A 26,700-nucleotide genomic window follows, 5' to 3' on the forward strand; every position below is an offset into this window, starting at 1 on the left:
CGTGCTGGCCGTACGGGCTTGCCACATTCGCAATCCGCCGGGGCGCGGGCTACGAATGAGATCGTGGGCATCGAATTCGAGAGCACGGTCGACCATTCCCTTGACGAGGTCTTCGCCTGGCACACCCGGCCGGGGGCGATGACACGTCTGGTGCCCCCGTGGCAGCCGATGACCGTCGTCTCGGAGACGCAGTCGCTCGCCGATGGGCGCGCGGTGCTCGGCCTACCCGGCGGACTGCGCTGGGTGGCGCAGCACGTCCCCGGCGAATTCGACCCTCCGCGACGCTTCGTCGACGAGCTCTCCTCCGACGGTCCCCGGTCGTGGCCGCCGCGCATCATCGGCACGTGGCGTCACACCCACGACTTCAGCGCGGTCGGTCCGGACGCGACCCTGGTTCACGACCGCGTCGAGGCCCCGGTGCCCGCCGCGGCCCTGCGCTCGACGTTCGTCTATCGGCACCGACAACTGGCCGACGACCTCGCCGCTCACCGCGACGCCGCGAACGCGGGCGTCGGCCAGCTGACCGTCGCCGTCACCGGTGCGTCCGGGCTCGTCGGAACGGCGCTGGCCGCGGTGCTGAGCACTGGAGGGCACCGCGTCATCCGCCTGGTCAGACATGCCGCCGCCCGATCCGACGAGCGCCAGTGGCGACCGGAGTCGCCCGCCGCCGACCTCCTCGACGGAGTCGATGCCGTCATCCACCTTGCGGGTACGTCCATCGCGGGCCGGTTCACCGACGCTCACCAGGCCGCGATCCGCGACAGCCGCATCGAGCCGACCCGCAGGCTCGCCGAGGTCGCGGCGCGCGGAACGGATGGCCCACGAACGTTCGTCAGCGCGTCGGCGATCGGTTGGTACGGCTACGACCGCGGCGACGCGGTGCTGACCGAGGACAGCGAGCGGGGCGATGGCTTCCTCGCCGACGTCGTCGCCGACTGGGAGGACGCCACCTCGCCTGCCGCCGACGCGGGACTGCGCGTCGTCCCCGTACGCACCGGCATCGTGCAGGCCGCCCGCGGCGGCACGCTGAAGCTCCTGCGCCCGCTGTTCGCCGCCGGACTGGGCGGCAGGCTGGGTAGCGGACGGCAGTGGCTGTCGTGGATCGGCATCGACGACCTTGTCGACGTCTACTACCGCGCCATGTACGACGATCGGCTCACGGGCCCGGTGAATGCGGTGGCCCCCAATCCGGTCCGCAACGACGACTACACCAAGGCGCTCGCCGGAACGCTGCACCGTCCCGCCATCGTGCCCGTGCCGTCGCTCGGGCCGAAGCTTCTGCTGGGCACCCAGGGCGCGCGCGAGCTGGCCGAGGCCAGCCAGCGGGTGCGGCCAGTCGAGCTCGAGCGGCTCGGGCACCGCTTCCGGCACCCCCTCGTCGAGGACGCCCTCGCGCATCAGCTGGGACGCGCCAAGGGCTGACCGGCGGATCAGACGGCGCAGCTCAGACCCCGCGGGTGGCGACCGTGTCGACGAAGGCGTTGACGAGCGCCTGCACCCGCTTCGCCGCGGCGTCCACCTCTTGGCTCGTGGCGCTGCGCAATTCGTCGGCTGTCACGCCGAACGCCGCGACCTCGGCCGCACCATCACCGGTCAGCCAGGTCTCCAGCAGCTCCCCGTCGACCTCGGGGTGGAACTGGATCCCCATGGTCCTGCCGAGGACGAACGCCTGCGACGCCCGGCTGCTGCGCGCGATCTCCACCGCGTCGCTGGGGATCGCGAACCGGTCGGAGTGCCACTCGAACCACGGGCCCGCGGGAATCAGATCGGTGCGGGAGGAGTCGATCTCGTACCAACCGATCTCGGGGGAGGGGGCACGGCTGACCGAGCCGCCGAGGGCGTGGGCGAGCAACTGACCGCCGAAGCACACACCGAGCATCGGCACGCCCGCGGCCTGCGCGTCGCGCACCATCGCGGCCTCCGAGGCGATCCAGTCCATCCCGTTGTCGACGTCGTTGACCGACCAGCGCGACCCGAGCGGGACGATGGCGTCGTACGCAAGCGGGTCGGGGAGCTCCACGTCGAACTTCGGGTCGTGCTCGCGGGCGGCGGTCACCACCTCGAATGTGTGGACGTCGTAACCACATTCGCCGAACGCGTCCCCGAGCATCGCCTCGGGTGCGTTGGGGTCGTTGTAGAGAAACAGCACTTTCTTGGCCACCGCGTGTCCTTCCGTCTGGCTAGACGATACGGCTGATCGGTGGCTAATTCGCAGGCGGTGTCGGTGGGGCCTGCTCCGGTGCCATCTCGGCCCCGATCCTGCGGGGCAAGACGACCGCAGGTCGGTCGAGACCATCGCCTCGTAGGACTCCCTGGAGAGCAACTTGCCGGTGCCGTTGACCAGGAGCCCGACACAGGCGAGCACGACGGGTGATCGACGAAGCGGCATGTCGCAGAGCTTCCCAGGTTGGAGCCAGTCGCGGGCGGTATCGTGGCTTCCGTCAAGCAGGCGCGAGCAACAGGTGTGGGAATGGGGAACTTCTACGCGATCGTCGTCGCGGTGACCGCGGCAACGCACTTCGCCTTCGTGGGTTACGGGGTGTTGGGTGGTTTTCTGGCCCTTAGGTGGCCCAGAACCATTTGGCTGCACGTGCCGGTGGTCATCTGGTGCGTGGCGATCGAAGTGGTCGACTTCGTCTGCCCGCTCACATGGTTGGAGCGGTGGGCAAGGACCAAGGCGGGGATGGCACCGCTTGCGCCCACGGGTTTCATCGACCACTACATCACCGGGGTGTGGTACCCGGTCAGCGCAACGAATCTGGTGTTGGCAGTGGTCCTGCTGGTGGTCCTGACGTCGTGGATCCTGTTTGCCCGCAAGGTCAGACGCCGGTCGGGCCCGCCGACAACGGCGCGGACGGATGTGCTGTCAGCCCGACGGAATGTCCAGTAGCTGCTCGAAGAATCCGCCGAAGCCACGCCGCTGGTCGGTGAGGTGGACCTCCAGGATCCAGTGGCAGGGTTGGCCTGCGGCGTCCAATCTCCGCATGGGGTTCCCGTTTTCGGGCGCGATGTAGCTCTCCATCTCGTCGCCGTTGATCCGCTCGTGCGGGAACTCCCCGACGAGGTGCCCGGCGTGCTCGGTCGCGTGGCCCCAGCCGGCGTCGCCGATGAGCCCGGACACGTACGAAAACAACTGTGCCCCGGTGATGTCGGGATGCGACGCGAAGTGCTCGCGCCCCGACTCCCAGATCCGCGGAAGATCCTCGGCGAGTCGGTGTTTGGCGGGATCGTCGCCCAGCACGTAGGTCCTGCCGAAGTCGGCCTCCCACTCGGCGAAGATCGGACCGAAGTCGAGGAACAGGATGTCGTCGTCCCCGATCGTGCGGTCCGGCGGGTTGTCGTCGTAGGGCAACAGGGTGTTGGCCCCCGCCCTGACGATCCGCTTGTGCCAGAACCTGCGGGTCCCGAACATCTCGTCGGCCAGGGTACGGATCTGGTCGCTGAGCTCGCGTTCGCCGACCCCCGGTGTGATCATTCCGCGGCCGACCACCTCCTCGAAGAGGCGATTGGCCTTGCGTTCGGCATCACGCAGGGACTCCACCCGAGCACGTTCCGTCGTTGACGTCATCGCTTCAGTCTCCTCCCTGCGGTGTCGGGGCGTGCGGCCCGCTGCGGTAGCGACGCTCCGGGCGACCGGCGCCGTACTGCAGTCGCAGCTCGAGCGCTCCCACGCTCAGGAAGTGCTCGAGGTACCTCCTGGCGCTGACCCGCGAAATGCCCACCTGCTCGGCGCATTCGGCCGCCGACACCTCACCCGCAGCGCGCACCGCGTCGAGCACGAGTTGGGCGGTGACCGCACCGAGACCCTTGGGGAGGCGTTCGTCGGTCACCGAACCGGCGGCCGAGCCCGTCGCGCCGCCGAAGAGGGAGTCGATGAGCGTCTGGTCGGCGCCACCCGCGGACTTCAGCGCGTCGGCTCTGGCCGCGAAGGCTTCCAGTTTGGCTCGCAGCTGCGGGAACTCGAACGGCTTGATCAGATAGTCGGCGGCTCCGCCGTCCAAAGCGCCACTGACGGTGTCCAACTCGCGTGCCGCGGTGATCATGATGACACCGACGGGGTCGCCAGTCGACCGCAGCCGCTGCAGGACGTCGAGTCCCGTCATGTCGGGCAGGTAGACGTCGAGCAGGATGAGGTCGGGCGCCAGTGCGGTCGCCATCTCGAGCGCCTCGGCCCCACTGCGGGCGGCGCCTACGGTCGTGAATCCGTCGACGTGATCGACGAACTTGCGGTGAATCTCGGCCACCATGAAGTCGTCGTCGACGACCAGTACCTCACGCACGGGGCACCTGCGCGACTCCGACGACCGCCTGGGCCTTCAGCGCAGGCAGGTACACCGTGAAGCATGCCCCGCCCGACGGCGCGTCGGAGATCTCCACCGTCCCGCCAAGTTGCGCGCTGACCAGGCGAACCAAGGCCAGTCCGATACCGCGTCCGCCGGGGACGTCCGGCTTGGACGTGACGCCGCGGGCGAAGATCGACTCGCGAAGTTCGACCGGCACACCGGGACCGGAGTCGGTGACCGACACCGTCATACCGTCGGCGTCGTCGATGCCCACGGTGACCCGGGCGGCCTGCGATCCCTCCGAGACGTCGACCGCGTTGTCGATGAGATTGCCGAGCAAGGTGATGACGTCGGTCGCCAGCGCCGGGTCCATGGCCGCGAGGTGCGAGTCGGGGGTGATCGTCAGAGCGACACCGCTCTCCGCGGCCAGCGAGGTCTTGGCGATCAGCAGGGCTGCCACCGCGGGATCCGAGATGTGCTGTGTCACGGCGTCACTGATCTCGGCGCGGCGTCGGGTCAACGCACCGACGAAGTCGTGCACGGAGTCGTACTCGCCGAGCTGGACCAGCCCCGAGATGGTGTGCAACTGATTGGCGAACTCGTGGGTCTGGGCGCGCAGGGTGTCGGTCACGCTCTTGTGGGAGGACAACTGACCCTGCATCGAGGCGAGTTCGGTGCTGTCGCGCATGGTGGTCACGGTCCCGATTCTCCTACCCTGGGTCGTCGCGGGCCTGCGATTGAGGGCGAGGACCCTGGTGCGGGTGACGATGACCACGTCCCTGCCATCCTCGCCGGACAGCAGGAACTCGGTGATCGCGGGGTCGAGGCCCACGGTGGCGACCGGCTGCCCAACGGCCGCCGGGGTGACGTCGAGCAGCGCCTGGGCGCTGTCGTTGAGCACCGTGACGACTCCTTCGTTGTTCACCGCCAGGACACCCTCGCGAATGCTGTGCAGCAACGCTTCCCGATGCTCGGCGAGGCTGGCGATCTCGGCGATCTCCAACCCGCGCGTTTGCCTCTTGATGCGACGGGACAACAGCCAGGACGCCAGCATTCCGAGCGCGGCGCCGAGTCCGAGGTAGACGAGCAGGCGTTCGCCAGCGCCGCTGAGCAGTTGCCACACCGACGGGTACGGTTCGGATACCGAGACCACGGCGAGCACGCCCCCGTTGATGTCGAGGATCGGGACCTGCCCAATCAGGCTGTGGACGCCGTCGACGTCGAGATCTCCGAACCACGCGCGGCCCCGACTCGCTCCGCCGTCGGCGAGGTCCAGTGCGCGGCCGATGCGCGACGGGTCCGACGAGACGCGGATGATCCCTGCGGGGTCGACGATTTCAGCGAGGCCCGCGCCCGACAGCGCGACCGCCCGATCGACGTCGGGAGCCAGGAACCGTGCCGCGAACGGGTCGGCGTACCGCTCCCGGACGATCGGGGTCGACGCGAGGTTCTCCGCGACCGCGATCATGCGCTGGCCACGGACGTCACGGAACTCGCGAGTGGACTGCGCCACCGACACGGCGGCGACCGCCGTGAGGACCACGGCCACCACCACCAACTGAAACGCGAGGAATTGGCCGGCAAGGCTGCGCACGGACAGCTTTCTCAATGACCACAACTTCCTTTGCGAACTAAAGAGTGACCTGGATCACTTAGTGGAACAGTATTGCTGAGCATCACAATCGGCGAAGGAGCTATCCGGTGTCCACACGTCATCGATGGAGACGAGGGGCGGCCGTGCTGACGGCCGTCCTACTGGCAGCCACATGTGCAACGGCATGCGGGGTGACGCGCGGTGAGGATCCCTCCGGTCTACACCGGTTGCGCATGATGGTGCCGAACAGCCCGGGCGGCGGTTACGACCTGACCGCCCGCACGGCGGTGAAGATCATGCAGGACGACGACATCACCGGTCGCGTCGAGGTCTTCAACGTGATCGGCGCCGGTGGCACGGTCGCCATGGCCCGACTGATGAACGAAAGGGGCAACGGCGACCTCATGATGACCATGGGTCTCGGCGTCGTCGGTGCCACGTACACGAACGGGTCCAACATCAAGGCCTCCGATGCGACGGCCATCGCCAAGCTGATCGAGGATCCGGGGGCGATCTTCGTGCCCGCCGACTCACCTCTGAAGACGGTCCAGGACCTCGTCGCGGCATGGAAGGCCGATCCGAGCAAGGTGACGATCGGCGGCGGATCGTCACCCGGTGGACCGGATCACCTGTTCCCGATGGAGTTGGCCAAGGCCGTCGGCGTCGATCCGAAGGCCGTCAACTTCATCACCTACGACGGCGGCGGTGATCTGCTGACTGCGCTGCTCGGCAAGAAGATCACGGTGGGCACGTCGAGTCCTGGCGAGCTCATCGACCAGATCGAGGCGGGCCAACTCCGGGTCCTCGGCGTCTCCAGCGAGGAGCGTGTCGAGGGCGTGGACGCGCCGACTCTCAAGGAGTCCGGGATCGACCTGACGTTCGCCAATTGGCGTGGCGTCCTTGCCCCGCCGGGGATTTCGGACGAATCGAAGAAGGCGATGGTCGAGGTACTCGAGGAGCTGCATGGCACGCAAGGGTGGAAGGACGCCTTGGTGAAGAACGGCTGGACCGACGCGTTCGTGACCGGTGCGGATTTCGAACAATTCCTGAAGGACCAGGACAACCGGGTGTCAACGACGCTGACCGAACTGGGGCTGCTATGAGCATCGACGAGGAACGATCCAAGAATCCGACCGACGGATCCGCCAGTGAACGGACACGCGAGTCGGACTACGCGCAGTACCTCGTCGTCGCCGTGCTCGCGATCGTCGGTGCCTTCCTGGTCTACAGCGCGGTGACGCTGCCCGCAGGATTCGCGAAGGTGGATCCCCTTGGGCCCAAGTTCTTCCCGATGGTCATCGGCATCGCGGCACTAGTGCTCGCCGTGATCCTGGCGATCGCGATCCCGCGCGGCAGCGTGGGGGAGGCGGATGCGGGCGAGGACATCGACCCGGAGGCGCCAGGTGACTGGCGCACCGTCGGACTGCTGGTAGCGCTCTTCGTCGCGATGATTCTGCTTGTCAATCCCCTCGGCTGGGTGATCATGAGCACACTGTTCTTCGGCGGTGCCGCAACGATTCTCGGCAGCAGACATTACGTCCGCAATTTCATCATCGGACTGATCTTGGCGTTGGCCAGTTTCTACGCCTTCTACTCCGGGCTCGGAATCCCGCTGCCCGCAGGCATCTTGGACGGGATTCTGTAAATGGAGAACTTCGACTGGCTCATGCAGGGCTTCGCGGAGGCAGCTACTCCGATGAACCTGCTGTACGCCGTCATCGGCGTGCTGCTCGGCACCGCGGTCGGGGTCCTGCCCGGCATCGGGCCCGCGATGACGGTCGCCCTGCTGCTGCCGATCACCTACAACGTCAGCCCCAGTGCGGCGTTCATCATGTTCGCCGGAATCTTCTACGGCGGCATGTACGGCGGGTCGACCACGTCGATCCTCTTGAACACCCCAGGCGAGTCGTCCTCGGTGATCACCGCGATCGAGGGCAACAAGATGGCCAAGGCGGGCAGAGCCGCGCAGGCCCTCGCGACGGCGGCCATCGGCTCGTTCGTGGCGGGCACCATCGGCACCGTCCTGCTGGCACTCTTCGCTCCGGCGATATCGCGGTTCGCCGTCACACTCGGTGCGCCGTCGTACCTGGCGATCATGTTGTTCGCCCTCGTCGCGGTGACCGCAGTTCTGGGGTCCTCGAAGCTGCGCGGAGCGATTTCCCTGGTGCTCGGGTTGGCGATCGGAATCGTCGGCATCGACTTCCTGACCGGGCAGCCACGCGCCACGTTCGGCATTCCCCAGCTCTCCGACGGCATCGACATCGTCGTCATCGCGGTGGCGATCTTCGCCCTCGGTGAGGCCCTGTGGGTGGCTGCCCATCTACGCAGGAAGCCTGCGGACGTGATCCCGGTCGGCCGCCCGTGGATGGCCCGCGACGACTGGAAGCGGTCGTGGAAGCCGTGGCTGCGCGGCACCGCGTTCGGATTCCCCTTCGGCGCCCTACCCGCGGGCGGCGCCGAGCTGCCGACCTTCCTGTCCTACATCACCGAGAAGAAGCTCAGCAAGCACCCCGAGGAGTTCGGCAAGGGTGCCATCGAGGGTGTGGCGGGACCTGAGGCCGCCAACAATGCCTCGGCCGCAGGAACTCTGGTGCCGATGCTCTCGCTGGGTCTGCCGACGAACGCGACGGCCGCGGTCATGCTCACCGCCTTCGTGTCGTACGGAATCCAGCCGGGGCCGACGCTGTTCGACAAGGAGCCGCTGCTGATCTGGACGCTCATCGCGAGCCTGTTCATCGGCAACTTCCTGCTGCTGGTGCTCAACCTTCCGCTGGCGCCGCTGTGGGCCAAGCTCTTGCGCACCCCGCGTCCGTATCTCTACGCAGGCATCCTGTTCTTCGCCACGCTCGGCGCATTCGCGGTCAACATCCAGCCGCTCGACCTGGTACTACTCCTGATCTTCGGTCTGCTCGGGCTGATGATGCGGCGCTTCGGGCTGCCGGTGCTGCCGCTGATCATCGGTGTCATCCTCGGGCCCCGCATCGAGCGTCAGCTGCGGCAGAGCCTCCAACTCGGCGGCGGTGACTGGGGCAGCCTGTTCACCGAGCCCGTCGCGATCATCGTCTACGTCTGCATGGCGCTGCTGCTGCTGGCTCCGCTGGTGCTCAGGCTGATGCACCGCAGCGAGGAGACGCTGCTGGTGGTGGAGGATGACAGGGATCAAAGAGAGAAGGCCCAGGCGTGATCACCCACCAGCACTCGCGCGAGGAGCCGAAATGATAGTCGTCGGATACACCACGGATCGCTTCGGGCGGGCGGCGTTGGAGCACGGCATCGCCGAGGCGGAGGTGCGCCAGACCTCCCTCCTCGTCTTCAATTCGACCCAGGGCGACTCGTACGTCGATGCCGCGTTTGCCCACGAGCAAGAGGTCCACGACCTCGAAGCGTTGCTGGCCGACTGCGGGGTGCCCTTCGAGGTGGAGCAGCCGGTGGGTGTCTATGCCGTCGACGCGCTGCTCGAGATGATGGAACGCGACGACGCAGAGTTGCTGGTCATCGGGATCCGGCACCGCAACCCGGTGGGCAAGTTGCTGCTGGGCAGTGCGTCTCAGCAGCTGATCCTGAATTGCCCGAAGCCGGTGCTCGCCGTCAAACCCGCCGAGTGAGACGCCATTCTGCGTACCCGTAAATTTCGGGTTTGGGCGGGCGTTCGACCTGGGTAACCGCTGGCAATGGTCGACACCCGGTCGGCGGCCGCCACCGCCCATGACAACGTCTGGTTCGAGCGCGCGGCACGGGGGGGTTTCGCCGCCAGCGGGCTGCTGCACATCCTGGTCGCGTTCATCGTGGCCAGCCTTGCGTTCGGCGACGGCGGTAACGCCGATCAGTCCGGAGCGCTCGCTACGCTGGCCGCACAGCCGGGTGGGGCCGTGATGCTGTGGGTGGCCGCCGTCGTGCTCGCGGCGTTGGGCGTCTGGCAGGTCATCGAGACGTTCGTCGAGCGCGAAGCCAAGGACCGCATCAAGGCGGTCGCCGTCGGCGTTGTCTACCTCGCGCTGGCATTCTCTGCCGCGAAGTTCGCGATGGGCAGCGGCCAGTCCAGCGGTCAGCAGAATGCCGGGCTCAGCGCCCAGTTGATGCAATCCGGTTGGGGCAAGGCCGTTCTCATCGTCGTGGCGCTGGTTCTGCTGGGCGTCGGCGGGTACCACGTCTACAAGGGCGCGACCAAGCGCTTCCTCAAGGAGCTCAACGTCTCCGGCGGGACGGCCATCACGTGGATCGGGATCGTCGGCTACGTCGCCAAGGGGTTGGTGCTCATCGGCGTCGGGATTCTGGTGGTCGTCGCCACGCTGACGTCGGACCCCGCCAAGGCCAGTGGAGTCGATGCCGCCGTGAAGACGCTCGGCGCAGCCCCGTTCGGCAAGATCCTGCTCATCCTGGCCGCCCTGGGCATCGCGGCATACGGCGTGTACGGGTTCATTCGGGCCCGCTACGCCGACATGTGAGGGTCAGCCGCATTCCAGCGTCAGACGGATGGATCCGTCCGCGTCGGCTTCCACGGGATGTGAGCACACCCCGGGGCCGCCGGACGACTCCGTTCCAGACGTCAGATCGTAGCTCCGGCCGTGCAGCGGGCACACCACCGCATCGTCGTCGGTGAGCCCGTCGGCGAGCGGCCCACCCCTGTGCGGACAGACCGCACCGAGCGCCCGCAGCGAGCCGTCCCGCATCCGGTAGACGGCGATCTGCTCGCCGTCGACGGCGAACGTGCGTCCTTGGCCGACGGGAATCTCGTCGACGTTGCCGACCGTGACGGCGGTCATCGGCGCCCTTTGCTCTTCGCGCAAGCGCTCATCGCACCGGCACCTGGGGGAGCGGGAGCAACGGCAGCGACGACCGGAACTGGCCCTCGGTGACCGGCTGCTTGCCGTCCTGCCACGGATCGCGGTACGCGCCAACGGACCTCTCCATCGCAGCGTCCAGTTCCGCCGCGATGCCGTCGGAATCGTCGACCACCACCGCGCGGATCTTCTCGATTCCCACCCGCGGCACCCATGCGTAGGTGCGCTCCAGCCAGTTGGCGCTCTCGCGGTAGTACTGCAGGAACCGTCCGGTCAGGGTCATGACCTCGTCGGCGCTGTCGACGGTGGCGAGCAGATCACCCTTGCGGATGTGCGCTCCCGCTGCCCCGCCGACGTAGATCTCCCACCGTCCGCCGTCGACCGCGACCACGCCGAGGTCCTTGCACAGTGACTCGGCACAGTTGCGGGGGCAGCCGGTGACCGCGAGCTTCATCTTCGCCGGGCTGGCGAGTCCTTGAAACCGCTCCTCGATGGCGACGCCGAGAGCGGTGGAGTCACCGAGGCCGAAGCGGCAGAAATCGCTGCCGACACAGGTCTTCACCGTCCGGAAGCTCTTCCCGTAGGCGTAGCCGGACGGCATGTCCAGATCGGCCCAGACGTCGGGAAGATCTTCCTTGCGGATGCCGAGAAGATCGATCCGCTGACCGCCGGTGAGCTTGATCAGCGGGACGTCGTACTTGTCGGCGACCTCGGCGATCCGACGCAGCTGCCACGAGTTCGTGACCCCGCCCTTCATCTGCGGGACCACCGAGAACGTGCCGTCACGCTGGATGTTGGCGTGCACGCGGTCGTTGATGAAGCGGGCGTCGCTCTCGTCGACGAACTCCTGTCCCCACATCATCTCCAGCAGCGACGACAGCCCCATCTTCGAGCCGGCATCGGGTTTGCCGTCCGGTGTCAGCGCGGCGAACACCGACGACACGGAATGCAGCTGGAGCTCGCGGATCAGCCGCATCAGCTCCGGCTTGGCGTACGGAACGCCCGGGACGTACCAATTGGCGGACGGATCCTCGGTCACGTTGCCGCCGGCGGCCCACTCGACGATCTGGGCGACCAGCCCCTTGCACGAGCCACAACCCTTGCCCGCCTTGGTCTTCGCCATCACGCCGCTAAGCGATGTCTCGCCGCCTGCCACACAGGCCGTGAGTGCTCCCTTGCTGACCCCGTTGCAGTTGCACACCTGCGCGTCATCGGAGAGTTCGGCGACCCCGACCGCTACGTCGGGGGTGCCGATGTCGAACATCAGCGAGACCCGTTCATCGGGCAGCGCCAACCCGCTGTCGAAGGCCTGCGTCAGAAAGGACACCTTGCTGACGTCGCCGACGAGGGTGGCGCCGACCAACTTCCCGTCGCGGATGACCACGGTCTTGTAAATGCCGTGTCTGGGCTCGGAGAACTGGACGAACTCGTCGTCGGGCAGCTCCGGACCCTTGAGCCCCATCGAAGCGACGTCGACGCCCGCCACCTTCAGCTTCGTCGCCGTACGCGAACCATGATAAGCAGCAACGGTATTGGTACCGGTCAGGTGATCGGCTAGGACGGCCGCCTGTTCCCACAGCGGCGCCACCAGGCCGTACACCTGGCCACGGTGCTGGGCGCATTCGCCGACGACGTAGACGTTGTCATCGTCGATGGAGCGCATGTGATCGTCGACCACGATCGCGCGTTCGACGGTGAGACCAGCGCGCTGCGCGAGCCCGACGTTGGGCCGAATGCCGGTGGCGACCACCAACATGTCGCAGTCGATCGACCCGCCGTCGGCGAAGACGATGCCGGTGAGGCGGCCATCGTCGGACGTGGTGATCTCCGTGGTGCGCTTCTCCAGGTGCACCGTGATGCCGATGTCCTCGACCGACCGGCGCAGGATCGCTCCCGCCGGATCGTCGAGTTGAGCGTTCATCAGCGTGGGCCCGGCATGTACGACGTCGACGGTCAGCCCACGGTTCTGCAGACCCCTGGCGGCCTCCAAGCCAAGAAGTCCACCGCCGATCACGACGGCCTTGGTGCGATGCGCCGCTTCGGAGATCATCCCGACGCAGTCGTCGAGGGTGCGGAAGCCGAAGACGCCGTCGGCCAGGGTCTTGTCGTCGGCCCACAGTCCTTTCATCGGCGGGAAGAACGATCGACTCCCGGTCGCGAGGATCAGTCGGTCATAGTGTGCGGCCGCACCGTCGTCGGAGTACACGACGCGGGCGAAGGGGTCGATCCGGACGACCCGCACGCCTGCGCGCAGATCGATCCCATTCTCGGCGTACCAGTCGACCTCGTTGAGATAGATCTCGGCTGGATCATCGCTTCCCGCAAGCACATTGGAAAGCAGGATGCGGTTGTAGTTGCCGTACGGCTCGTCGCCGAAGACGGTGATGTCGAACACCTCCGACCCGCCCCGGGCCAGGATCTCCTCGACGGCGCGGATGCCCGCCATCCCGTTGCCGACGACGACTAGCTTGCGGTTGGGCGCCTGTGTCATTGGACCTCGACCAGACCGAGGTCGACGATCACGGTGCCGCGGCATCCTGCGGGAGCGCAGACGAACAGCTCCAGGACGGTGTCGGCCAGCAGGTCCTCGACGACCCGAAGAGCGACGTGAGTGGCGCCCTTCGCGGCAATCGGGAAGTACCGCATCGGTTTACCGTCACGAAACAGCACGACGGAGACCATGTCCTTGGTGGAGTTGCCACCGCGGAAGTACACCGGTTGGGTGGTGGCGCCCGCGGGGACGGTGTACCGCAGGGATTCGTCGATCAGCAGCGGCTTGTCCAGCCCGTTACCCTCGAACTCGAACGGACCCTGCAGGAAGACCGGTGTGCTGCCATCGCTCATCTGCCGACGTTAAGTCGGGATTGTTTCGGTGCCGTTGCCACGGCGCTTCCGCCGTGAATAACGTCGCCTCACTCGCGTCCCCGAGCGTGTGTGAGGCACTGTTGACACGCTCGACACGACCGGGCAACGGATGCGGAACGGCCTGCCCGTAAAACTGATTCAACGCCTGCCGAGGAGAATCAGTAATGCCGCTAATGCGAGATCGCACCATCGAGCGACCGCGGCGCAGCCGCGACATCCTGCACTGGGACGCCGAAGACGTGGATGCCTGGGAAGCGGGCGGCAAGTCGGTCGCAAAGCGCAACCTCATCTGGTCGATCGTGGCGGAGCACGTCGGCTTCTCGATCTGGTCGATCTGGTCGGTGATGGTGCTCTTCATGCCTCAGGCCGTCTACCACATCGACGCCGCAGGCAAGTTCTACCTGGTGGCGATGCCAACGCTCGTCGGCGCCTTCATGCGAATTCCCTACACCGTCGCACCGGCCCGGTTCGGTGGGCGCAACTGGACCATCGTCAGCGCACTGTTGCTGCTGATCCCGACGGTGATGACGCTGTACGTGATGAAGCAGCCGGACACGTCGTACACGACGTTCATGGTCGTGGCGGCATTCGCGGGCCTCGGCGGCGGCAACTTCGCCTCCTCGATGACGAACATCAACGCGTTCTACCCGCAGCGGCTCAAGGGTTGGGCGCTAGGCCTCAATGCGGGCGGTGGCAACATCGGCGTTCCGGTGATTCAGCTCATCGGACTGTTCGTCATCGCAGCCATCAGCAACACCGCCCCCGAAATCGTCTGCGCCATCTACCTCGTCGCGATCGCCGTCGCAGCGGTCGGTGCGGCGTCGTTCATGGACAATCTGCGCAACCAGCGCTCCAACCTGGGCGCCATGACAGAAGCGCTGCGCTACAAGCACTCCTGGGTGATGAGCTTCCTGTACATCGGCACCTTCGGCTCGTTCATCGGCTTCAGCTTCGCCTTCGGGCAGGTCATGCAGATCAACTACCTCGCTGGCGGCGACAACGCCGCGCAGGCGTCGCTGCACGCCGCTCAGATCGCATTCATCGGCCCGCTACTGGGTTCCATCGCAAGGCCGTTCGGCGGCAAGCTGGCCGACCGCATCGGCGGCGGCAAGGTCACGCTGTACGTATTCATCGCGATGATCTTCGCCGCCGGTGTGCTGGTGGCCGCCGGAGTGCTCGACGACGGCACGGCGGGCGCTCCCACCGGCGGGCAGATGGCCGCGTACGTCGTCGGCTTCATCCTGCTGTTCATCCTGTCCGGAACCGGCAACGGATCCACCTACAAGATGATCCCGTCGATCTTCGAGGCCAAGGCTCAGGGCAAGGAAGGCTGGAGCCGGGAGGACAAGGCCGCGTGGTCGCGCAGCATGTCCGGTGCGTTGATCGGATTCGCCGGAGCCGTCGGCGCATTGGGAGGGGTGTTCATCAACATCGTGCTCCGTGCCTCGTACGTTGGCGACGCCAAGTCCGCCACCAACGCGTTCTGGGTGTTCCTCGTCTTCTACGTGGTCTGTGCGATCACGACGTGGTTCGTCTTCCTGCGGATGAAGACTCAGCTGCATGCGGGCGAGCACGTCGGCAGGGCGCCTGCGCCGGTCGGCGCCAACTAGCCGATGGCGGCACCGGACGAGCAGGGCACGTCGACGACCCGCACGGCGTGCTCGTACTGCGGCGTCGGGTGCGGTATCAGCGTGCAGACCAAGCCCGACCCGCAGACGGGGCGGACCGTCATCGCCAGGGTGTCAGGGGACAAGCTGCATCCCACCAACTTTGGACGGTTGTGCACCAAGGGCGCCACCCACGCCGAGCTGATGGCTGCGGACGGTGATCGGTTGACTTCCGCGCTGGTGCGCCCCACCGGCGGCGGCGAACCGGTACCGACGCCGGTGGACGACGCCGTCGCCGAGGCGGGTAGGCGGCTGAGGATGATCGTCGACGAGCATGGCCCCGACGCGGTCGCGCTGTACGTGTCGGGACAGATGTCGCTCGAGGCGCAATACGTCGCAACGAAGCTCGCGAAGGGGTTCCTACGCACGATCAACCTGGAGTCGAACTCGCGATTGTGCATGGCCAGCGCAGGCACCGGATACAAGCAGTCGCTTGGCGCGGACGGGCCACCAGGGTCCTACACCGACTTCGATGCCACCGACCTCTTCTTCGTCATCGGGTCCAACATGGCCGACTGCCATCCGATTCTGTTCCTGCGCATGGCCGATCGGCTCAAAGCCGGTGCGAAGCTCATCGTCGTCGACCCGCGCCGCACCACCACCGCCGAGAAGGCCGACCTCTACCTGCAGATCAAGCCGGGTACCGATCTGGCGCTGCTGAACGGCCTGTTGCATCTCCTGGTGGTGGACGGCGCCATCGACGCCGACTTCATCGCCGAGCACACGCAGGGTTGGGAGGCGATGCCCGAATTCCTGGCCGACTACCCGCCCGACGTCGTGGCCCGGATCACCGGTCTACGCGAGGGCGACATCCGCACCGCCGCAGCGATGATCGCCGCTTCCGGCGAGTGGATGACCTGCTGGACCATGGGTCTGAATCAGAGTACGCACGGCACGTGGAACACCAACGCCATCTGCAACCTTCACCTCGCGACCGGCGCCATCTGCCGACCGGGGAGCGGCCCGATGTCGTTGACCGGACAGCCCAACGCGATGGGCGGTCGCGAGATGGGTTACATGGGGCCGGGGTTGCCCGGCCAGCGCGCGGTGGTTTCTGGCGACGACCGCTCGTTCGTCGAGGGGAAGTGGGGTCTCGATCCGGGTACCATCCGGACCGACGTCGGATCGGGCACCATTGACATGTTCAAACGGATGGCGGACGGCGACATCAAGGCGTGCTGGATCATTTGCACGAATCCCGTTGCCACCGTTGCCAACCGGAAGACGGTGATCAACGCCCTGGAAGCCGCCGAGCTCGTCATCACTCAGGATGCCTACGGCGACACCGCCACCAACCGCTACGCCGACATCGTGCTGCCCGCCACATTGTGGGCCGAAACGGACGCGGTGATGGTCAACTCCGACCGCAATCTCACCCTGTTGCAGCAGTCCATCCCACCTGCGGGCGATGCTCGACCCGACTGGCAGCTGATCTGTCAGGTCGCCGAGCACATGGGATTCGGCGGCGATTTCTCCTATGCGTCGAGCGAGGAGATCTTCGACGAGATACGGGGGTTCTTCAATCCCCGGACCGGTTATGACCTCCGTGGCGCCAGCTACGACCGCCTGCGTGAAACGCCCCTGCAGTGGCCGGTGCCGCCCGCCGACCTCCCGGGCGGGTCCGACGATCGTCACCCGATCCGATACCTCAACGATGGGGTCAGCCAGGAACGATTCGTCGACGACGACGGTCACCGCCCGCGCCTCGCCTTTCCCACTCCCTCGCGACGCGCGGAGTTCCACCCCCGCCCGCACATGGACGCCCGCGAGATGCCCGACGACCACTACCCGATCGTGCTCAATACCGGCCGTCTTCAGCACCAGTGGCACACCATGACGAAGACCGGCAGGGTGGCCAAGCTCAACAAGCTCAACGGCGGTTCGTTCGTCGAGGTACATCCGGATGATGCGCAGGCGCAAGGCATCGTCGACGATCAGCCCGTCGAGGTGGCCTCGCGGCGCGGGCGCGCAGTGCTCCCGGCCGTGGTCACCGATCGGGTGCGACCCGGCAATTGCTTCGTGCCATTCCACTGGAACGACGAGCACGGCGAATACCTCGCCATCAACGCCGTCACCAGCGACGCCGTCGACCCCGACTCGCTACAACCCGAGTTCAAGGCCTGTGCGGTCAGCATCCGTCCGGTCGGAGCGGCGCCCACACCGGTGGAACTCGCGCCGACGACGATGAACGCCATCGGGTCGGCACTCGGGCTCGACGACCAGTCGCCCCCCGATCCATCGGACGCCGAGAAGCGCTATCTTGCGGGGTTCTTCCACGCGCTGCCGCCGGACGTGCGCGGCGTGCCCGTGCTGCCAGCCGGGGCGCCGGTGACTGAAGCGGTGCGCCTCTACGTCGACGGCATGCTTGCCGGCGCGTACTCGCGCGCCACGACGGACGGTCGCGAGATGCCCGCCGCCGGCCAGCCACCCCTGGTCGTCTGGGCCTCCCAGACCGGCAACGCCGAGGACTTCGCCGCGCGGGTGGGCGAACGACTCGGCGCCGCGGGCACGCAGGCGCGCGTGCTCAACATGGACTCCTGTCAGCTCTCCGATCTCGCAGCCGCTCGCGACGTCCTCGTCGTCACCAGTACGTTCGGCGACGGCGGACCGCCCGACAACGGTGCCGACTTCTGGGCTCGGCTGGAGGCCGTCGATGCGCCTGCCCTCGACGGCGTGCGTTACGCCGTGCTGGGGATCGGCGACCGCTCGTACGACGAATTCTGCGGCCACGCCAAGTCTTTGGACAGGCGGCTGGCCGAACTGGGTGCCACGAAGCTCCTCGACCGCATCGAGTGCGAGGCGTACGACGACGCGCCGATGACCCAGTGGGCCGACACGATCACCACCATCGTCGGGGCGGCCCCCGCCGTCGAGAAGATCCCTCCCGCGGCGGCGCAGGGTGCTCGTAGCAGGACCGCGGAACCATTCACCAGGGCCAAGCCGATCGATGCCCCGTTGAGCCGCAACACCCTGCTCACCGCGCCTGGTTCCGCAAAGGAGGTGCGCCAGTTCGGGTTCGACATCTCCGAGCACGTCGTCACCTACTCGGTCGGTGATGCACTTGGGGTTTATGCCACCAACAGCCCAGAGATCGTGACGAGATGGCTTGCGGCCACCGGCCTGTCCGCCGACGAGGTGATCGAGGTCGACGGATCGACCATGCCTCTCGGTGAGGCTCTTGCGTCGCGCTACGACATCTGCCGCGTCACGCCCAACCTACTGGACTTCCTCACCGAAGCCAGCGATGCCGCCGGATCGTTGAAGGCGTTGCGCCGAAGCAGGACCCGATTGGATGAGTGGCTCAGAGGCCGCAACGGAGTCGACGTCGTCGCGGAGTTCGGCGTGCGCGCTGCCGCGGAGCAGTGGCGCGACGCTCTGGTTCGGCTGACCCCTCGGTCGTATTCGATCAGCAGCAGCCCGCTCGTCAGTCCGAACGAAGTACAACTGACCGTATCCGTCGTCCGGTATCCGGGCAGCGATGGAAACGAGCGTGGGGGAGTGTGTTCCACCTTCCTCGCCGACCGTGCGGCCAACACGCCGGTGCCGGTCTTCCTGCAACCCTCCCCGCACTTCCGGCCCCCCGAGGACGGCTCGGTTCCGATGATCATGGTCGGCCCTGGCACCGGCATCGCACCGTTCCGGGGCTTCCTGCAGGAACGTCGCGCGCTCGGACATCGCGGCCGGAACTGGCTCTTCTTCGGCGACCAGCACCGTGCCGAGAACTTCTACTACCGAGACGATTTGGAGGACATGGTCGCCGACGGTCTACTCAACAGGCTCGATTTGGCCTTCTCGCGTGATCAGGCCGACCGGGTCTACGTGCAGCACAAGATGCTCGACTACGGTGCCGACGTGTGGCGTTGGCTCGAGGACGGTGCACACTTCTACGTGTGCGGTGACGCCAAGCGCATGGCCAAGGACGTCGACGAGGCGTTGACGGCCGTCATCCGCGAACATGGCGGAATGTCGCTCGACGGGGCGCACGACTACAAGCGTGAGTTGGTCGCGGAGAAGCGGTACGTGCGCGACGTGTACTGAGTGAGCTGGGCCGCGCGGATGCCGGTTCGAAGCACGAGGTCCGGGGAGATCGCGCACCCCCACCGTGGGTACCGATCATCGCCCGCCTGGTTGCCGAAGCCTCCCCGGTGGAGTTGGGGGCCTAGTCGCACGAGGCGGTGCTCACCACCCGGCTGGCTAGACCCCCAGGCCAGGGTCACCTTCGAGGCCACCCGGGCTAGCTGGCAATCACGGCGAGTGGATCGCATCGGTTCCACGACGAGTTCTCAGCGCACGTGCCAGTATTTGCCGATGAGAACGATGCGTGCGCTCTTCGCAGCGGAGTTCGTCGTCGCAGCAAGCGCCCTCGCCGTGGCAGCCAGTCCCACGGCCGCAGCCATTCCCGGCTACCTCGCCTGCCCGCCTGGCGACGAGTACCAGCTCGACATTCGCGGCGACGTCACGTGTGAGTACGCCGCGACCGTGGCGTCCGCCTACGAGTGGGAGGGCGACAAGTATCAGGACCTGTACGAGTTCACCTGCTATAGCGCGCAGTACGACGTGTACCCGGTCGTGTTGACCTGCGTCCGAGGCGACGACGAGGTCGTCGTCTCCGAGGTGTGACCGGACGCCTGGAGTAGGTTCGCCACCATGGCCGCCCCCACCGTGAACGTGAATCTGCCTGGTCGCCTCGGTGACCCGACGATGGACCTGCGCTCCGATCCGCGATCGGATCCGCGGATGCTGGCGATCTTCGCGCCCCTGGGACTCGACGTCGAGGCCCCCGCCGTCCCCGTCGACCGGCACTCGCCGATCGAGGATCGGCTCGCCGTCGCGGCGCGCGCCGAACAGGCGTTCGACGAGACGTTCTCCGTGTTGCTCGCGGACTTCCCCGAATCGCATGGGGTCGAGACCCGTACCCTCACCATCACCGGGGTCGACGGCAACGACATCGCGCTGTACGTCGACCGACCGATCGGCGTCCCGGCGCCGTTGCCCGGTCTACTGCACTTGCACGGCTGCGGGATGGCCATACTGCAGGCCTCGGCTACACCAACGGTCCGGTGGCGCAGCGCGCTCGCCGCTCAGGGCTGCGTGGTGGTCGGCGTCGAGTTCCGCAATTCGGCGGGAGCACTTGGGCCGCACCCGTTCCCGGCGGGCTTGAACGACTGCGCCAGCGCGTTGGACTGGATGCACGCGCAGCGCGAGGGGCTCGGGCTGACGTCGATCGTCGTCACCGGCGAGTCCGGCGGCGCAAACCTATCGCTGGCGACGGCGCTGAAAGCCAAGCGGGAGGGCCGATCAGAGCACCTCGACGGCGTCTACGCTCAAGTGCCGTACATCTTCGGCGGTTACGACGCGCCGGTCGCGGAACTCGCGTCCCTTGTCGAGAACGAGGGCTATTTCCTCACCCCGTCCGTCCTGACGTTGATGGCCGCGCTCTACGACCCATCCGGCGAGAACGTCACCAACCCGCTGGCGTGGCCCTATTACGCCACCGACGCCGAGCTTCGCGGACTGCCACCGCACGTGATCACCACCGACGAGCTCGACCCGCTTCGCGACGAAGGCCTGGCCTACCTGCGGGCCTTGCAACGCGCAGGCGTCGAGGCGACCGGCCATACCTACAACGGCATCACCCACGCCGGGGAGCTGCTCGCCGCGGCGGCCGTGCCCGAGATCTTCGACCGGGCGGTGCGGGACGTCTCGGACTTCGCCCGCCGCGTGAGCTGGCGCAACGAAGACAACCACGGACGAACGGTCCCGAGGTGAAACTGGTGTCCGAGGGGGGACTTGAACCCCCACGCCCGTTAATAGGGCACTAGCACCTCAAGCTAGCGCGTCTGCCATTCCGCCACTCGGACAAGAGCGCTTAAGGCTAACGGATTCCGGTGCCCGGACCAAAACGCGGGCACCGTGCAGTGGTACGAATGGTGACCGTGACTGATTCCCCCGCGACGTCCAGGCTGCCGTCGGACGAGGTCGTCGACCTCGTCAGCGCGCTGATTCGATTCGACACCTCGAACACCGGCGAGCTGGACACCACCAGGGGCGAGCGGGAGTGCGCTGACTGGGTGGCTCAGCAGCTCCAGGACGTGGGATACGAGACGGAGTACGTCGAGTCGGGTGCGCCCGGCCGCGGCAACGTCTTCGCGCGGCTGCGCGGCGCCGATCCCGGGCGCGGGGCGCTGTTGATTCACGGCCACCTCGACGTGGTGCCCGCCGAGGCCGCTGACTGGAGCGTGCACCCCTTCTCCGGAGCGGTCGAGGACGGCTACGTGTGGGGCCGTGGTGCCATCGACATGAAGAACATGATCGGCATGATGATCGCCGTGGCCCGCCACCTCAAGCGGGCGGGCATCGTGCCGCCGCGGGACCTGGTGTTCGCCTTCGTCGCCGACGAGGAGGCCGGCGGCAAGTACGGCTGCGGGTGGCTCGTCGAGAACCGTCCCGATCTCTTCGCGGGCATCACCGAGGCGATCGGTGAGGTCGGCGGCTTCTCGCTGACGGTGCCGCACCGCGACGGCGGCGACAAGCGGCTGTACCTCATCGAGACCGCCGAGAAGGGCATGCGGTGGATGCGGCTGTCCGCGCGGGGGCGGGCGGGACACGGTTCGTTCGTGCACGACGACAAGGACAACGCCGTCACCACGCTCGCGGGCGCGGTGGACCGGCTGGGTCGCCACGACTTTCCCATCGTGCTGACCGACACCGTCGCGCAATTCCTCGCCGCCGTTGGCGAGGAGACCGGGCATGCCTTCGACCCGCACTCGCCCGACCTGGACGGAACGATCGCGAAGTTGGGGCCCATCGGCCGCATCATCGGTGCCACCCTTCGTGACTCCGCCAACCCCACCATGCTCAAGGCCGGCTACAAGGCCAACGTGATTCCTGCCACGGCCGAGGCCATCGTGGATTGCCGGGTGTTGCCAGGGCACCTTGCCGAGTTCGAGGCGACGGTCGACGAACTCATCGGTCCGAACGTCACCCGCGAATGGGTCACCGAACTGCCCGCCTACGAGACCACCTTCGACGGCGACCTGGTCGACGCGATGAACGCCTCGCTGCTGTCCGTCGATCCAGACGCGCGCATCGTGCCCTACATGCTATCCGGCGGCACCGATGCGAAACACTTTGCGCGCCTGGACATTCGCTGCTTCGGCTTCATACCCCTACGACTCCCGCCGGACCTCGACTTCGCGGCGTTGTTCCACGGCGTCGACGAACGGGTACCCGTCGAGTCGCTGACGTTCGGCACGGAGGTGCTCATGCACTTCCTGCAGCACTGCTGACCCCACCATCGAGAGGAACCCATGAGTACCCCGTACGACGCCCTGCCGCAGCTGCCCACGTTCACCCTGACATCCGAGTCGGTCACCGACGGTCAGCCGCTGGCAAACGACCAGGTCTCCGGCATCATGGGGGCCGGAGGGTCGGATGTCTCCCCGCAGCTGAGCTGGTCGGGATTCCCCGAGGAGACCCGCAGCTTCGCCGTCACGGTGTATGACCCCGACGCACCGACCGGCTCCGGGTTCTGGCACTGGGCGGTGGCCAATCTGCCCGCGACGGTGACCGATCTGCCCGCCGGTGTCGGCGACGGCAGCCAGAGTGGATACCCCGGTGACGCAATCACTTTGGCCAACGACGCCAGCCTCAAGCGCTACGTCGGTGCCGCGCCGCCGCCGGGACACGGGCCGCACCGCTACTACATCGCCGTCCACGCGGTGAAGGTCGAGAAGCTCGACCTGCCCGAGAACGCGACCCCTGCATACCTGGGCTTCAACCTCTTCAGCAACGCCATCGCGCGCGCCGTCATCCACGGCACGTACGAGAACGCGGGCTAGCGGACCGCCGAACCCACCGCGTCGGCGAGCGAGGCGAACCCGCCGTCGTGCAGCCGCTGCGCAAGGCCGTCGTGAATGTGCTTGGCCCACAAGCCCCCGCCGTAGACGAAGCCGGTGTAGCCCTGCAGCAGCGAGGCCCCCGAGATGATGCGTTCCCACGCGTCCTCGGGCGTCTCGATGCCACCGACGCTGACCAGCACCAGCCGATCGCCGACCCGCTCGTAGAGCCTGCGCAGCACCTCGGCCGAGCGCCTCGCCACCGGTGGACCCGAGACCCCGCCCGGGCCCAGTTGGTCGACGCCGGGAGTCGCCAGACCGTCACGGGAGATCGTCGTGTTGGTGGCGACGATGCCCGCCAACCCCAGTTCGACTGCCAGATCTGCGATCTCGTCGACGTCGGGGTCCGAAAGGTCGGGTGCGATCTTGACGAGCACAGGCGTGCTGGTCTCGGCGCGGACCGCCGTCAGGATCGGTCTCAGCGACTCCACGGCCTGCAGATCGCGCAAACCAGGGGTGTTGGGTGAGCTGACGTTGACCACCAGGAAGGACGCCAGCGGGCCGACGAGTCGGGCGCTCTCCGAGTAGTCGGCGACGGCGCCGTCGGGCGGGGTGATCTTCGTCTTGCCGATGTTCGCCCCGATCGGGACGTCCGGGACGTCTCGCGTCAGACGCAGCGCCAGCTCACCCGCCCCGTGGTTGTTGAATCCCATCCTATTGAGCAGGGCCCGATCGTCTGCCAGGCGAAACATCCGTGGCTGCGGATTGCCAGGCTGCGCCTTCGAGGTGACCGTGCCCACCTCGGCGTACCCGAAGCCCATCGCACCCCACGTCTTGAGGCCGGTGCCGTTCTTGTCGAAGCCCGCCGCCAACCCGACGGGTCCTGGGAAGCGGACGCCGAAGACCGTCGTCGCGAGCACGGGGTCGCGCGGGGCCAGCCACCTGGCCAGGGCCCGGCGCGTCGGGGTGAGCGCGGTCGCGAGGCGCAGCAGCGTGAACACCCACGTGTGGATCCGTTCGGGCGGGACCAGGAAGAACACCCGTCGTAGCGCGCGGTAGATCACGCGCCCGGCTGACCATCGGCGCTCATCGGCTCGGCCGCCGACTTCCTGCGCCGCAACAGAACCCGGCGACTGCCGTCGGTGTACAACCGGACGCGCGTCAGTTCCCAGCCGCGGTACTCGGCCTCGATCGACAGGCGAATCGACGCGGACACCCTGGTCACGTCGGGAGGCAATCGCAGTGGAGCCCACTCGTAGTCGTCGGACAGGTCGGCCTCCCATGCGGCAGGCATCCGGCCCCGTTGATGACCGCTCACGTGGCCGCCTTGGTAATCGTCTGCACGCCACCACCGGACCCCGACACCACGAACAGGGTGCCGGACAGGTCGTCGAAGGTCAGGGAGTTCGGTTGCTGCACGGTTCGATAACGCACCTTTTCGATGGGGATGCCGGTGGCCAGATCGTAACCAACGACGCTGTTGGTCGCCGTCTCTGACACCCAGGCCAACGACGTTGACCCGGCCAGACCGAAGGGCGCGCCCCGCACCGGCGAGCGCTGCCGCAGCATCAGCGGGTCGGTGCCGAACACCAGAAGACCCTCGCCGCGGGTATCGGCGACCAGGATCCGACCAGCCGAGTCGGCGACCATCGTCGTGGCGCCCTCGCCGGCTCGCAGGGCGTGTTCCTCCCTGGTCCCCGAGGCGTCGATCGTGGTCACCGACGTCTGGCCGCGGTCGAGCACCGCAACGGTGTCGCCCTGGGCCACCAGGGCGTCGACGCGGGCGAAGATCTGCAGTCGCGCCTGCACTCCCGAGTCCGAGTTCAACGTGAACACGGCGCCGTCCGCACTTCCCAGGACGACCCGGCCATCGGCACGCCGGGTGATCGCCGTGAAGTCGGTGTCGGCCTGCCCGTCGACGTCGAACCGCTCCACCGCCGGGTCGGGCCCGGTGCCGACCTTCAGGTAGCCGCCGCGCACCGACAGGTAGACCGATCCGTCGTCGTCACCGACCAGTGCGGTCGCCGCTGCGGGCAGCGGCACGGTCCGTGACGGACCGGTCACCGGGAACGTCGACAGCGTCGACCGTCCGGCTGCGTCACGGCCCAGCACGACCAGTGAGGCCGTCGAGTCGTCGAAGACGGCAGCCAGTCCCGCGTCGGCGAGCGGACGGACGGAGCCGGAGGGGGTCGCCGTGACGGCAGGGGAGACCGCCGCGCTCGCCGGGGCGATGGTCGGCGGTGGGGCCTCGGCAGGATTCGACGAACACGAGGTCGCGGCAACCATCGTGGCCACCAGGAGGCCGACCAAGAGTCGACTGTGAACTGCGCGACTCTTCGGTGTTGGGTTCGGTGGCAAGGGGTAGCTCTCGGTCGTGAAAGATGACGGGCGATCTGAAGGCCAGTTTAGGCACGCTCGGTCGGGGACCCGGCGGTATGGTTCGGACATGACCCTCGCGGCGGACAGCGACGTGTCAGGCTCCGATTTCGTGATCGAGGACATTTCCACCGGTCTGCATGCCAGCGGGTTCGGCCTGGTCGGGGACGGTAGGAGCTTCTCGTTCCGGGTGGAGCGGCAAACGCTGCTGGTCGAGGTGTACCGGCCGCGGTTGGCAGGACCCGTGCCGCAGGCCGAGGACCTCGTCGCCGTGTCCAGCCGCAGCCTTGCTCACGTCGACGTCGACGACGAGCGCAGTCTTTCCGCCGCAGTCCGCGACGCGGTGGCCGACGCTTCACCCGTGTCACGCTCGGCTCGCTAACAGCAACCGCGCGGTACGGGCGGGCGGAGCATGCGGTGGGATTGGGTTACGGTCTTGTCCCGTGATGGACGTGGCGGCCATGTCGTGGCTACAGGTGATCGTGCTGGCGGTGCTGCAGGGGCTGACCGAATTTCTACCCGTGTCCTCGTCGGGGCATCTCGCCATCGCGTCCCGACTGTTCTTCGCCGACGACGCGGGAGCCTCGTTCACCGCGGTCACCCAGCTGGGCACCGAGGCGGCCGTGCTCGTCTACTTCGCCAAGGACATCGGCCGCATTCTCGTCGCCTGGTTCGGCGGCCTCCGCGACGCCGCCCGGCGCAGCGCGGACTACTGGCTTGGCTGGTGGGTGATCATCGGCACCATCCCGATCTGCGTGCTCGGACTGCTGTTCAAGGACCAGATCCGCTCGGGCGTGCGCAATCTGTGGATCGTCGCGATCGCGTTGATCGTGTTCTCGTTCGTGATCGCCGCCGCCGAGTACTACGGCAAGCAGACCCGCAAGGTCGAGAGCCTCACGTGGAAGGACAGCGTCATCGTCGGACTCGCGCAGTGCCTTGCGCTGGTCCCCGGCGTGTCACGGTCGGGTGCCACGATCAGCGCGGGCCTGTTCCTCGGCCAGACCCGCGAGGTCGCGGCCAGGTTCGGCTTCCTGCTCGCCATTCCCGCCGTGCTGGCGTCGGGGCTGTTCTCGCTGCCCGACGCCTTCGCTCCCGTCACCGAGGGCATGAGCGCGACCGGCCCCCAACTGACCGTGTCGATCATCGTCGCGTTCGTGGTCGGCTACGCCGCGGTCGCGTGGTTCCTGCGGTTCCTGGTCCGCCACGGCATGTACTGGTTCGTCGGCTACCGCATCGTGCTCGGGGTGGTCGTGTTGATCCTCCTGGGCACGGGGGTGCTGCAAGCACAGTGACCGG

General features: G+C 67.3%; 25 protein-coding genes and 1 tRNA gene. 15 read left to right on the forward strand and 11 right to left on the reverse strand.

Annotation, left to right across the window (positions count from 1 at the left end):
- The first annotated feature begins 63 nt into the window (after positions 1-63).
- The gene (locus ABW137_RS00145) at positions 64-1,422 is read left to right on the forward strand and encodes a TIGR01777 family oxidoreductase (protein ID WP_526395727.1); all 1,359 of its coding nucleotides are present in this window, start codon (positions 64-66) and stop codon (positions 1,420-1,422) included.
- Between the two features lie 22 nt (positions 1,423-1,444).
- On the opposite strand, the gene ABW137_RS00150 is transcribed toward ABW137_RS00145, so the two are convergent.
- On the reverse strand, positions 1,445-2,161 hold the full coding sequence (locus tag ABW137_RS00150) for a type 1 glutamine amidotransferase (RefSeq protein ID WP_526395728.1): 717 nt from the start codon (positions 2,159-2,161) through the stop codon (positions 1,445-1,447).
- Between the two features lie 309 nt (positions 2,162-2,470).
- Between ABW137_RS00150 and ABW137_RS00155 the strand changes: the two genes are divergently transcribed.
- Positions 2,471-2,890 (forward strand): DUF2784 family protein, encoded by a 420-nt coding sequence (locus ABW137_RS00155; protein WP_526395729.1) that lies wholly within the window; start codon positions 2,471-2,473, stop codon positions 2,888-2,890.
- Here ABW137_RS00155 and ABW137_RS00160 read toward each other — a convergent pair.
- From ABW137_RS00160 to ABW137_RS00170, 3 genes are read right to left on the reverse strand one after another with little or no spacing between them, the layout of a single operon-like run.
- Positions 2,867-3,568 (reverse strand): M24 family metallopeptidase, encoded by a 702-nt coding sequence (locus ABW137_RS00160; protein ID WP_526395730.1) that lies wholly within the window; start codon positions 3,566-3,568, stop codon positions 2,867-2,869. The genes ABW137_RS00155 and ABW137_RS00160 overlap by 24 nt on opposite strands.
- Before the next feature lie 4 nt (positions 3,569-3,572).
- Positions 3,573-4,280 (reverse strand): response regulator, encoded by a 708-nt coding sequence (locus ABW137_RS00165; protein WP_526395731.1) that lies wholly within the window; start codon positions 4,278-4,280, stop codon positions 3,573-3,575.
- Entirely contained in the window at positions 4,273-5,892 is a 1,620-nt protein-coding gene (locus tag ABW137_RS00170; RefSeq protein WP_526395732.1) for a sensor histidine kinase, read from the reverse strand. Before ABW137_RS00170 ends, ABW137_RS00165 begins: the two co-directional genes overlap by 8 nt.
- Before the next feature lie 128 nt (positions 5,893-6,020).
- Here ABW137_RS00170 and ABW137_RS00175 point away from each other — a divergent pair, with 128 nt between their 5' ends.
- The 5 genes from ABW137_RS00175 to ABW137_RS00195 all read left to right on the forward strand — a co-directional run bounded on the left by ABW137_RS00175 (position 6,021) and on the right by ABW137_RS00195 (position 10,322).
- Positions 6,021-6,980: a Bug family tripartite tricarboxylate transporter substrate binding protein gene (locus ABW137_RS00175; protein WP_526395758.1), complete on the forward strand. Its 960-nt coding sequence runs from the start codon at positions 6,021-6,023 to the stop codon at positions 6,978-6,980.
- Entirely contained in the window at positions 6,977-7,522 is a 546-nt protein-coding gene (locus ABW137_RS00180; protein WP_526395733.1) for a tripartite tricarboxylate transporter TctB family protein, read from the forward strand. The genes ABW137_RS00175 and ABW137_RS00180 overlap by 4 nt, the downstream gene beginning before the upstream one ends.
- A complete protein-coding gene (locus ABW137_RS00185; protein WP_526395734.1) occupies positions 7,523-9,061 on the forward strand; it encodes a tripartite tricarboxylate transporter permease in 1,539 nt (512 codons plus the stop codon).
- Between the two features lie 31 nt (positions 9,062-9,092).
- Positions 9,093-9,482 carry a universal stress protein gene (locus tag ABW137_RS00190; RefSeq protein WP_526395735.1) on the forward strand — a complete coding sequence of 130 codons (390 nt, stop codon included), beginning with the start codon at positions 9,093-9,095 and terminating at the stop codon, positions 9,480-9,482.
- 66 nt (positions 9,483-9,548) lie between these two features.
- Positions 9,549-10,322 (forward strand): DUF1206 domain-containing protein, encoded by a 774-nt coding sequence (locus tag ABW137_RS00195; protein WP_526395736.1) that lies wholly within the window; start codon positions 9,549-9,551, stop codon positions 10,320-10,322.
- Positions 10,323-10,325: 3 nt separating this feature from the next.
- Here the strand turns inward: ABW137_RS00195 and ABW137_RS00200 are convergent, their stop codons facing one another.
- From ABW137_RS00200 to ABW137_RS00210, 3 genes are read right to left on the reverse strand one after another with little or no spacing between them, the layout of a single operon-like run.
- Positions 10,326-10,640, reverse strand: coding sequence for a Rieske (2Fe-2S) protein (locus ABW137_RS00200; RefSeq protein ID WP_526395737.1), 315 nt, complete (start codon positions 10,638-10,640; stop codon positions 10,326-10,328).
- Between the two features lie 28 nt (positions 10,641-10,668).
- On the reverse strand, positions 10,669-13,149 hold the full coding sequence (gene nirB / locus ABW137_RS00205) for a nitrite reductase large subunit NirB (protein ID WP_526395738.1): 2,481 nt from the start codon (positions 13,147-13,149) through the stop codon (positions 10,669-10,671).
- Positions 13,146-13,502 (reverse strand): molybdopterin oxidoreductase, encoded by a 357-nt coding sequence (locus ABW137_RS00210; RefSeq protein ID WP_526395739.1) that lies wholly within the window; start codon positions 13,500-13,502, stop codon positions 13,146-13,148. The genes nirB and ABW137_RS00210 overlap by 4 nt, the downstream gene beginning before the upstream one ends.
- A 194-nt stretch (positions 13,503-13,696) precedes the next feature.
- Here ABW137_RS00210 and ABW137_RS00215 point away from each other — a divergent pair, with 194 nt between their 5' ends.
- The 4 genes from ABW137_RS00215 (at position 13,697) to ABW137_RS00230 (ending at position 20,959) form a co-directional block, all read left to right on the forward strand.
- Positions 13,697-15,133 (forward strand): nitrate/nitrite transporter, encoded by a 1,437-nt coding sequence (locus ABW137_RS00215; RefSeq protein WP_526395759.1) that lies wholly within the window; start codon positions 13,697-13,699, stop codon positions 15,131-15,133.
- 3 nt (positions 15,134-15,136) lie between these two features.
- On the forward strand, positions 15,137-19,228 hold the full coding sequence (locus ABW137_RS00220; RefSeq protein ID WP_526395740.1) for a bifunctional nitrate reductase/sulfite reductase flavoprotein subunit alpha: 4,092 nt from the start codon (positions 15,137-15,139) through the stop codon (positions 19,226-19,228).
- A gap of 270 nt (positions 19,229-19,498) precedes the next feature.
- On the forward strand, positions 19,499-19,810 hold the full coding sequence (locus ABW137_RS00225) for a hypothetical protein (RefSeq protein ID WP_526395741.1): 312 nt from the start codon (positions 19,499-19,501) through the stop codon (positions 19,808-19,810).
- A gap of 27 nt (positions 19,811-19,837) precedes the next feature.
- Positions 19,838-20,959: an alpha/beta hydrolase gene (locus ABW137_RS00230; protein ID WP_526395742.1), complete on the forward strand. Its 1,122-nt coding sequence runs from the start codon at positions 19,838-19,840 to the stop codon at positions 20,957-20,959.
- A 3-nt stretch (positions 20,960-20,962) separates the two neighbouring features.
- Here the strand turns inward: ABW137_RS00230 and ABW137_RS00235 are convergent.
- Positions 20,963-21,051, reverse strand: a tRNA-Leu gene (locus tag ABW137_RS00235).
- A 66-nt stretch (positions 21,052-21,117) separates the two neighbouring features.
- Between ABW137_RS00235 and ABW137_RS00240 the strand changes: the two genes are divergently transcribed.
- Together ABW137_RS00240 and ABW137_RS00245 are read left to right on the forward strand one after the other, a co-directional pair.
- Positions 21,118-22,479 carry a M20/M25/M40 family metallo-hydrolase gene (locus ABW137_RS00240; protein ID WP_526395743.1) on the forward strand — a complete coding sequence of 454 codons (1,362 nt, stop codon included), beginning with the start codon at positions 21,118-21,120 and terminating at the stop codon, positions 22,477-22,479.
- Positions 22,480-22,500: 21 nt separating this feature from the next.
- Positions 22,501-23,031: a YbhB/YbcL family Raf kinase inhibitor-like protein gene (locus ABW137_RS00245; RefSeq protein WP_526395744.1), complete on the forward strand. Its 531-nt coding sequence runs from the start codon at positions 22,501-22,503 to the stop codon at positions 23,029-23,031.
- On the opposite strand, the gene ABW137_RS00250 is transcribed toward ABW137_RS00245, so the two are convergent.
- Genes ABW137_RS00250 through ABW137_RS00260 form a run of 3 tightly spaced genes read right to left on the reverse strand, consistent with a single transcriptional unit; the run spans position 23,028 to position 25,314 of the window.
- Complete coding sequence (locus ABW137_RS00250) at positions 23,028-24,089, reverse strand: quinone-dependent dihydroorotate dehydrogenase (RefSeq protein WP_526395760.1); 1,062 nt, start codon at positions 24,087-24,089, stop codon at positions 23,028-23,030. The two genes, ABW137_RS00245 and ABW137_RS00250, sit on opposite strands and share 4 nt — an antisense overlap.
- Positions 24,089-24,322, reverse strand: coding sequence for a DUF5703 family protein (locus tag ABW137_RS00255; protein ID WP_526395761.1), 234 nt, complete (start codon positions 24,320-24,322; stop codon positions 24,089-24,091). Before ABW137_RS00255 ends, ABW137_RS00250 begins: the two co-directional genes overlap by 1 nt.
- Before the next feature lie 20 nt (positions 24,323-24,342).
- A complete protein-coding gene (locus ABW137_RS00260) occupies positions 24,343-25,314 on the reverse strand; it encodes a YncE family protein (RefSeq protein ID WP_526395762.1) in 972 nt (323 codons plus the stop codon).
- Between the two features lie 160 nt (positions 25,315-25,474).
- On the opposite strand from ABW137_RS00260, the gene ABW137_RS00265 reads away from it, so the two are divergent.
- Positions 25,475-25,786: a hypothetical protein gene (locus tag ABW137_RS00265; protein ID WP_526395745.1), complete on the forward strand. Its 312-nt coding sequence runs from the start codon at positions 25,475-25,477 to the stop codon at positions 25,784-25,786.
- 79 nt (positions 25,787-25,865) lie between these two features.
- Positions 25,866-26,696, forward strand: a complete 831-nt coding sequence (locus ABW137_RS00270) for an undecaprenyl-diphosphate phosphatase (RefSeq protein WP_526395763.1) — start codon at positions 25,866-25,868, stop codon at positions 26,694-26,696.
- Positions 26,697-26,700: the final 4 nt, after the last annotated feature.

Origin of the sequence: Mycobacterium sp. (genome assembly GCF_040509115.1) — a bacterium.
Taxonomy (GTDB): Bacteria; Actinomycetota; Actinomycetes; order Mycobacteriales; family Mycobacteriaceae; genus Mycobacterium.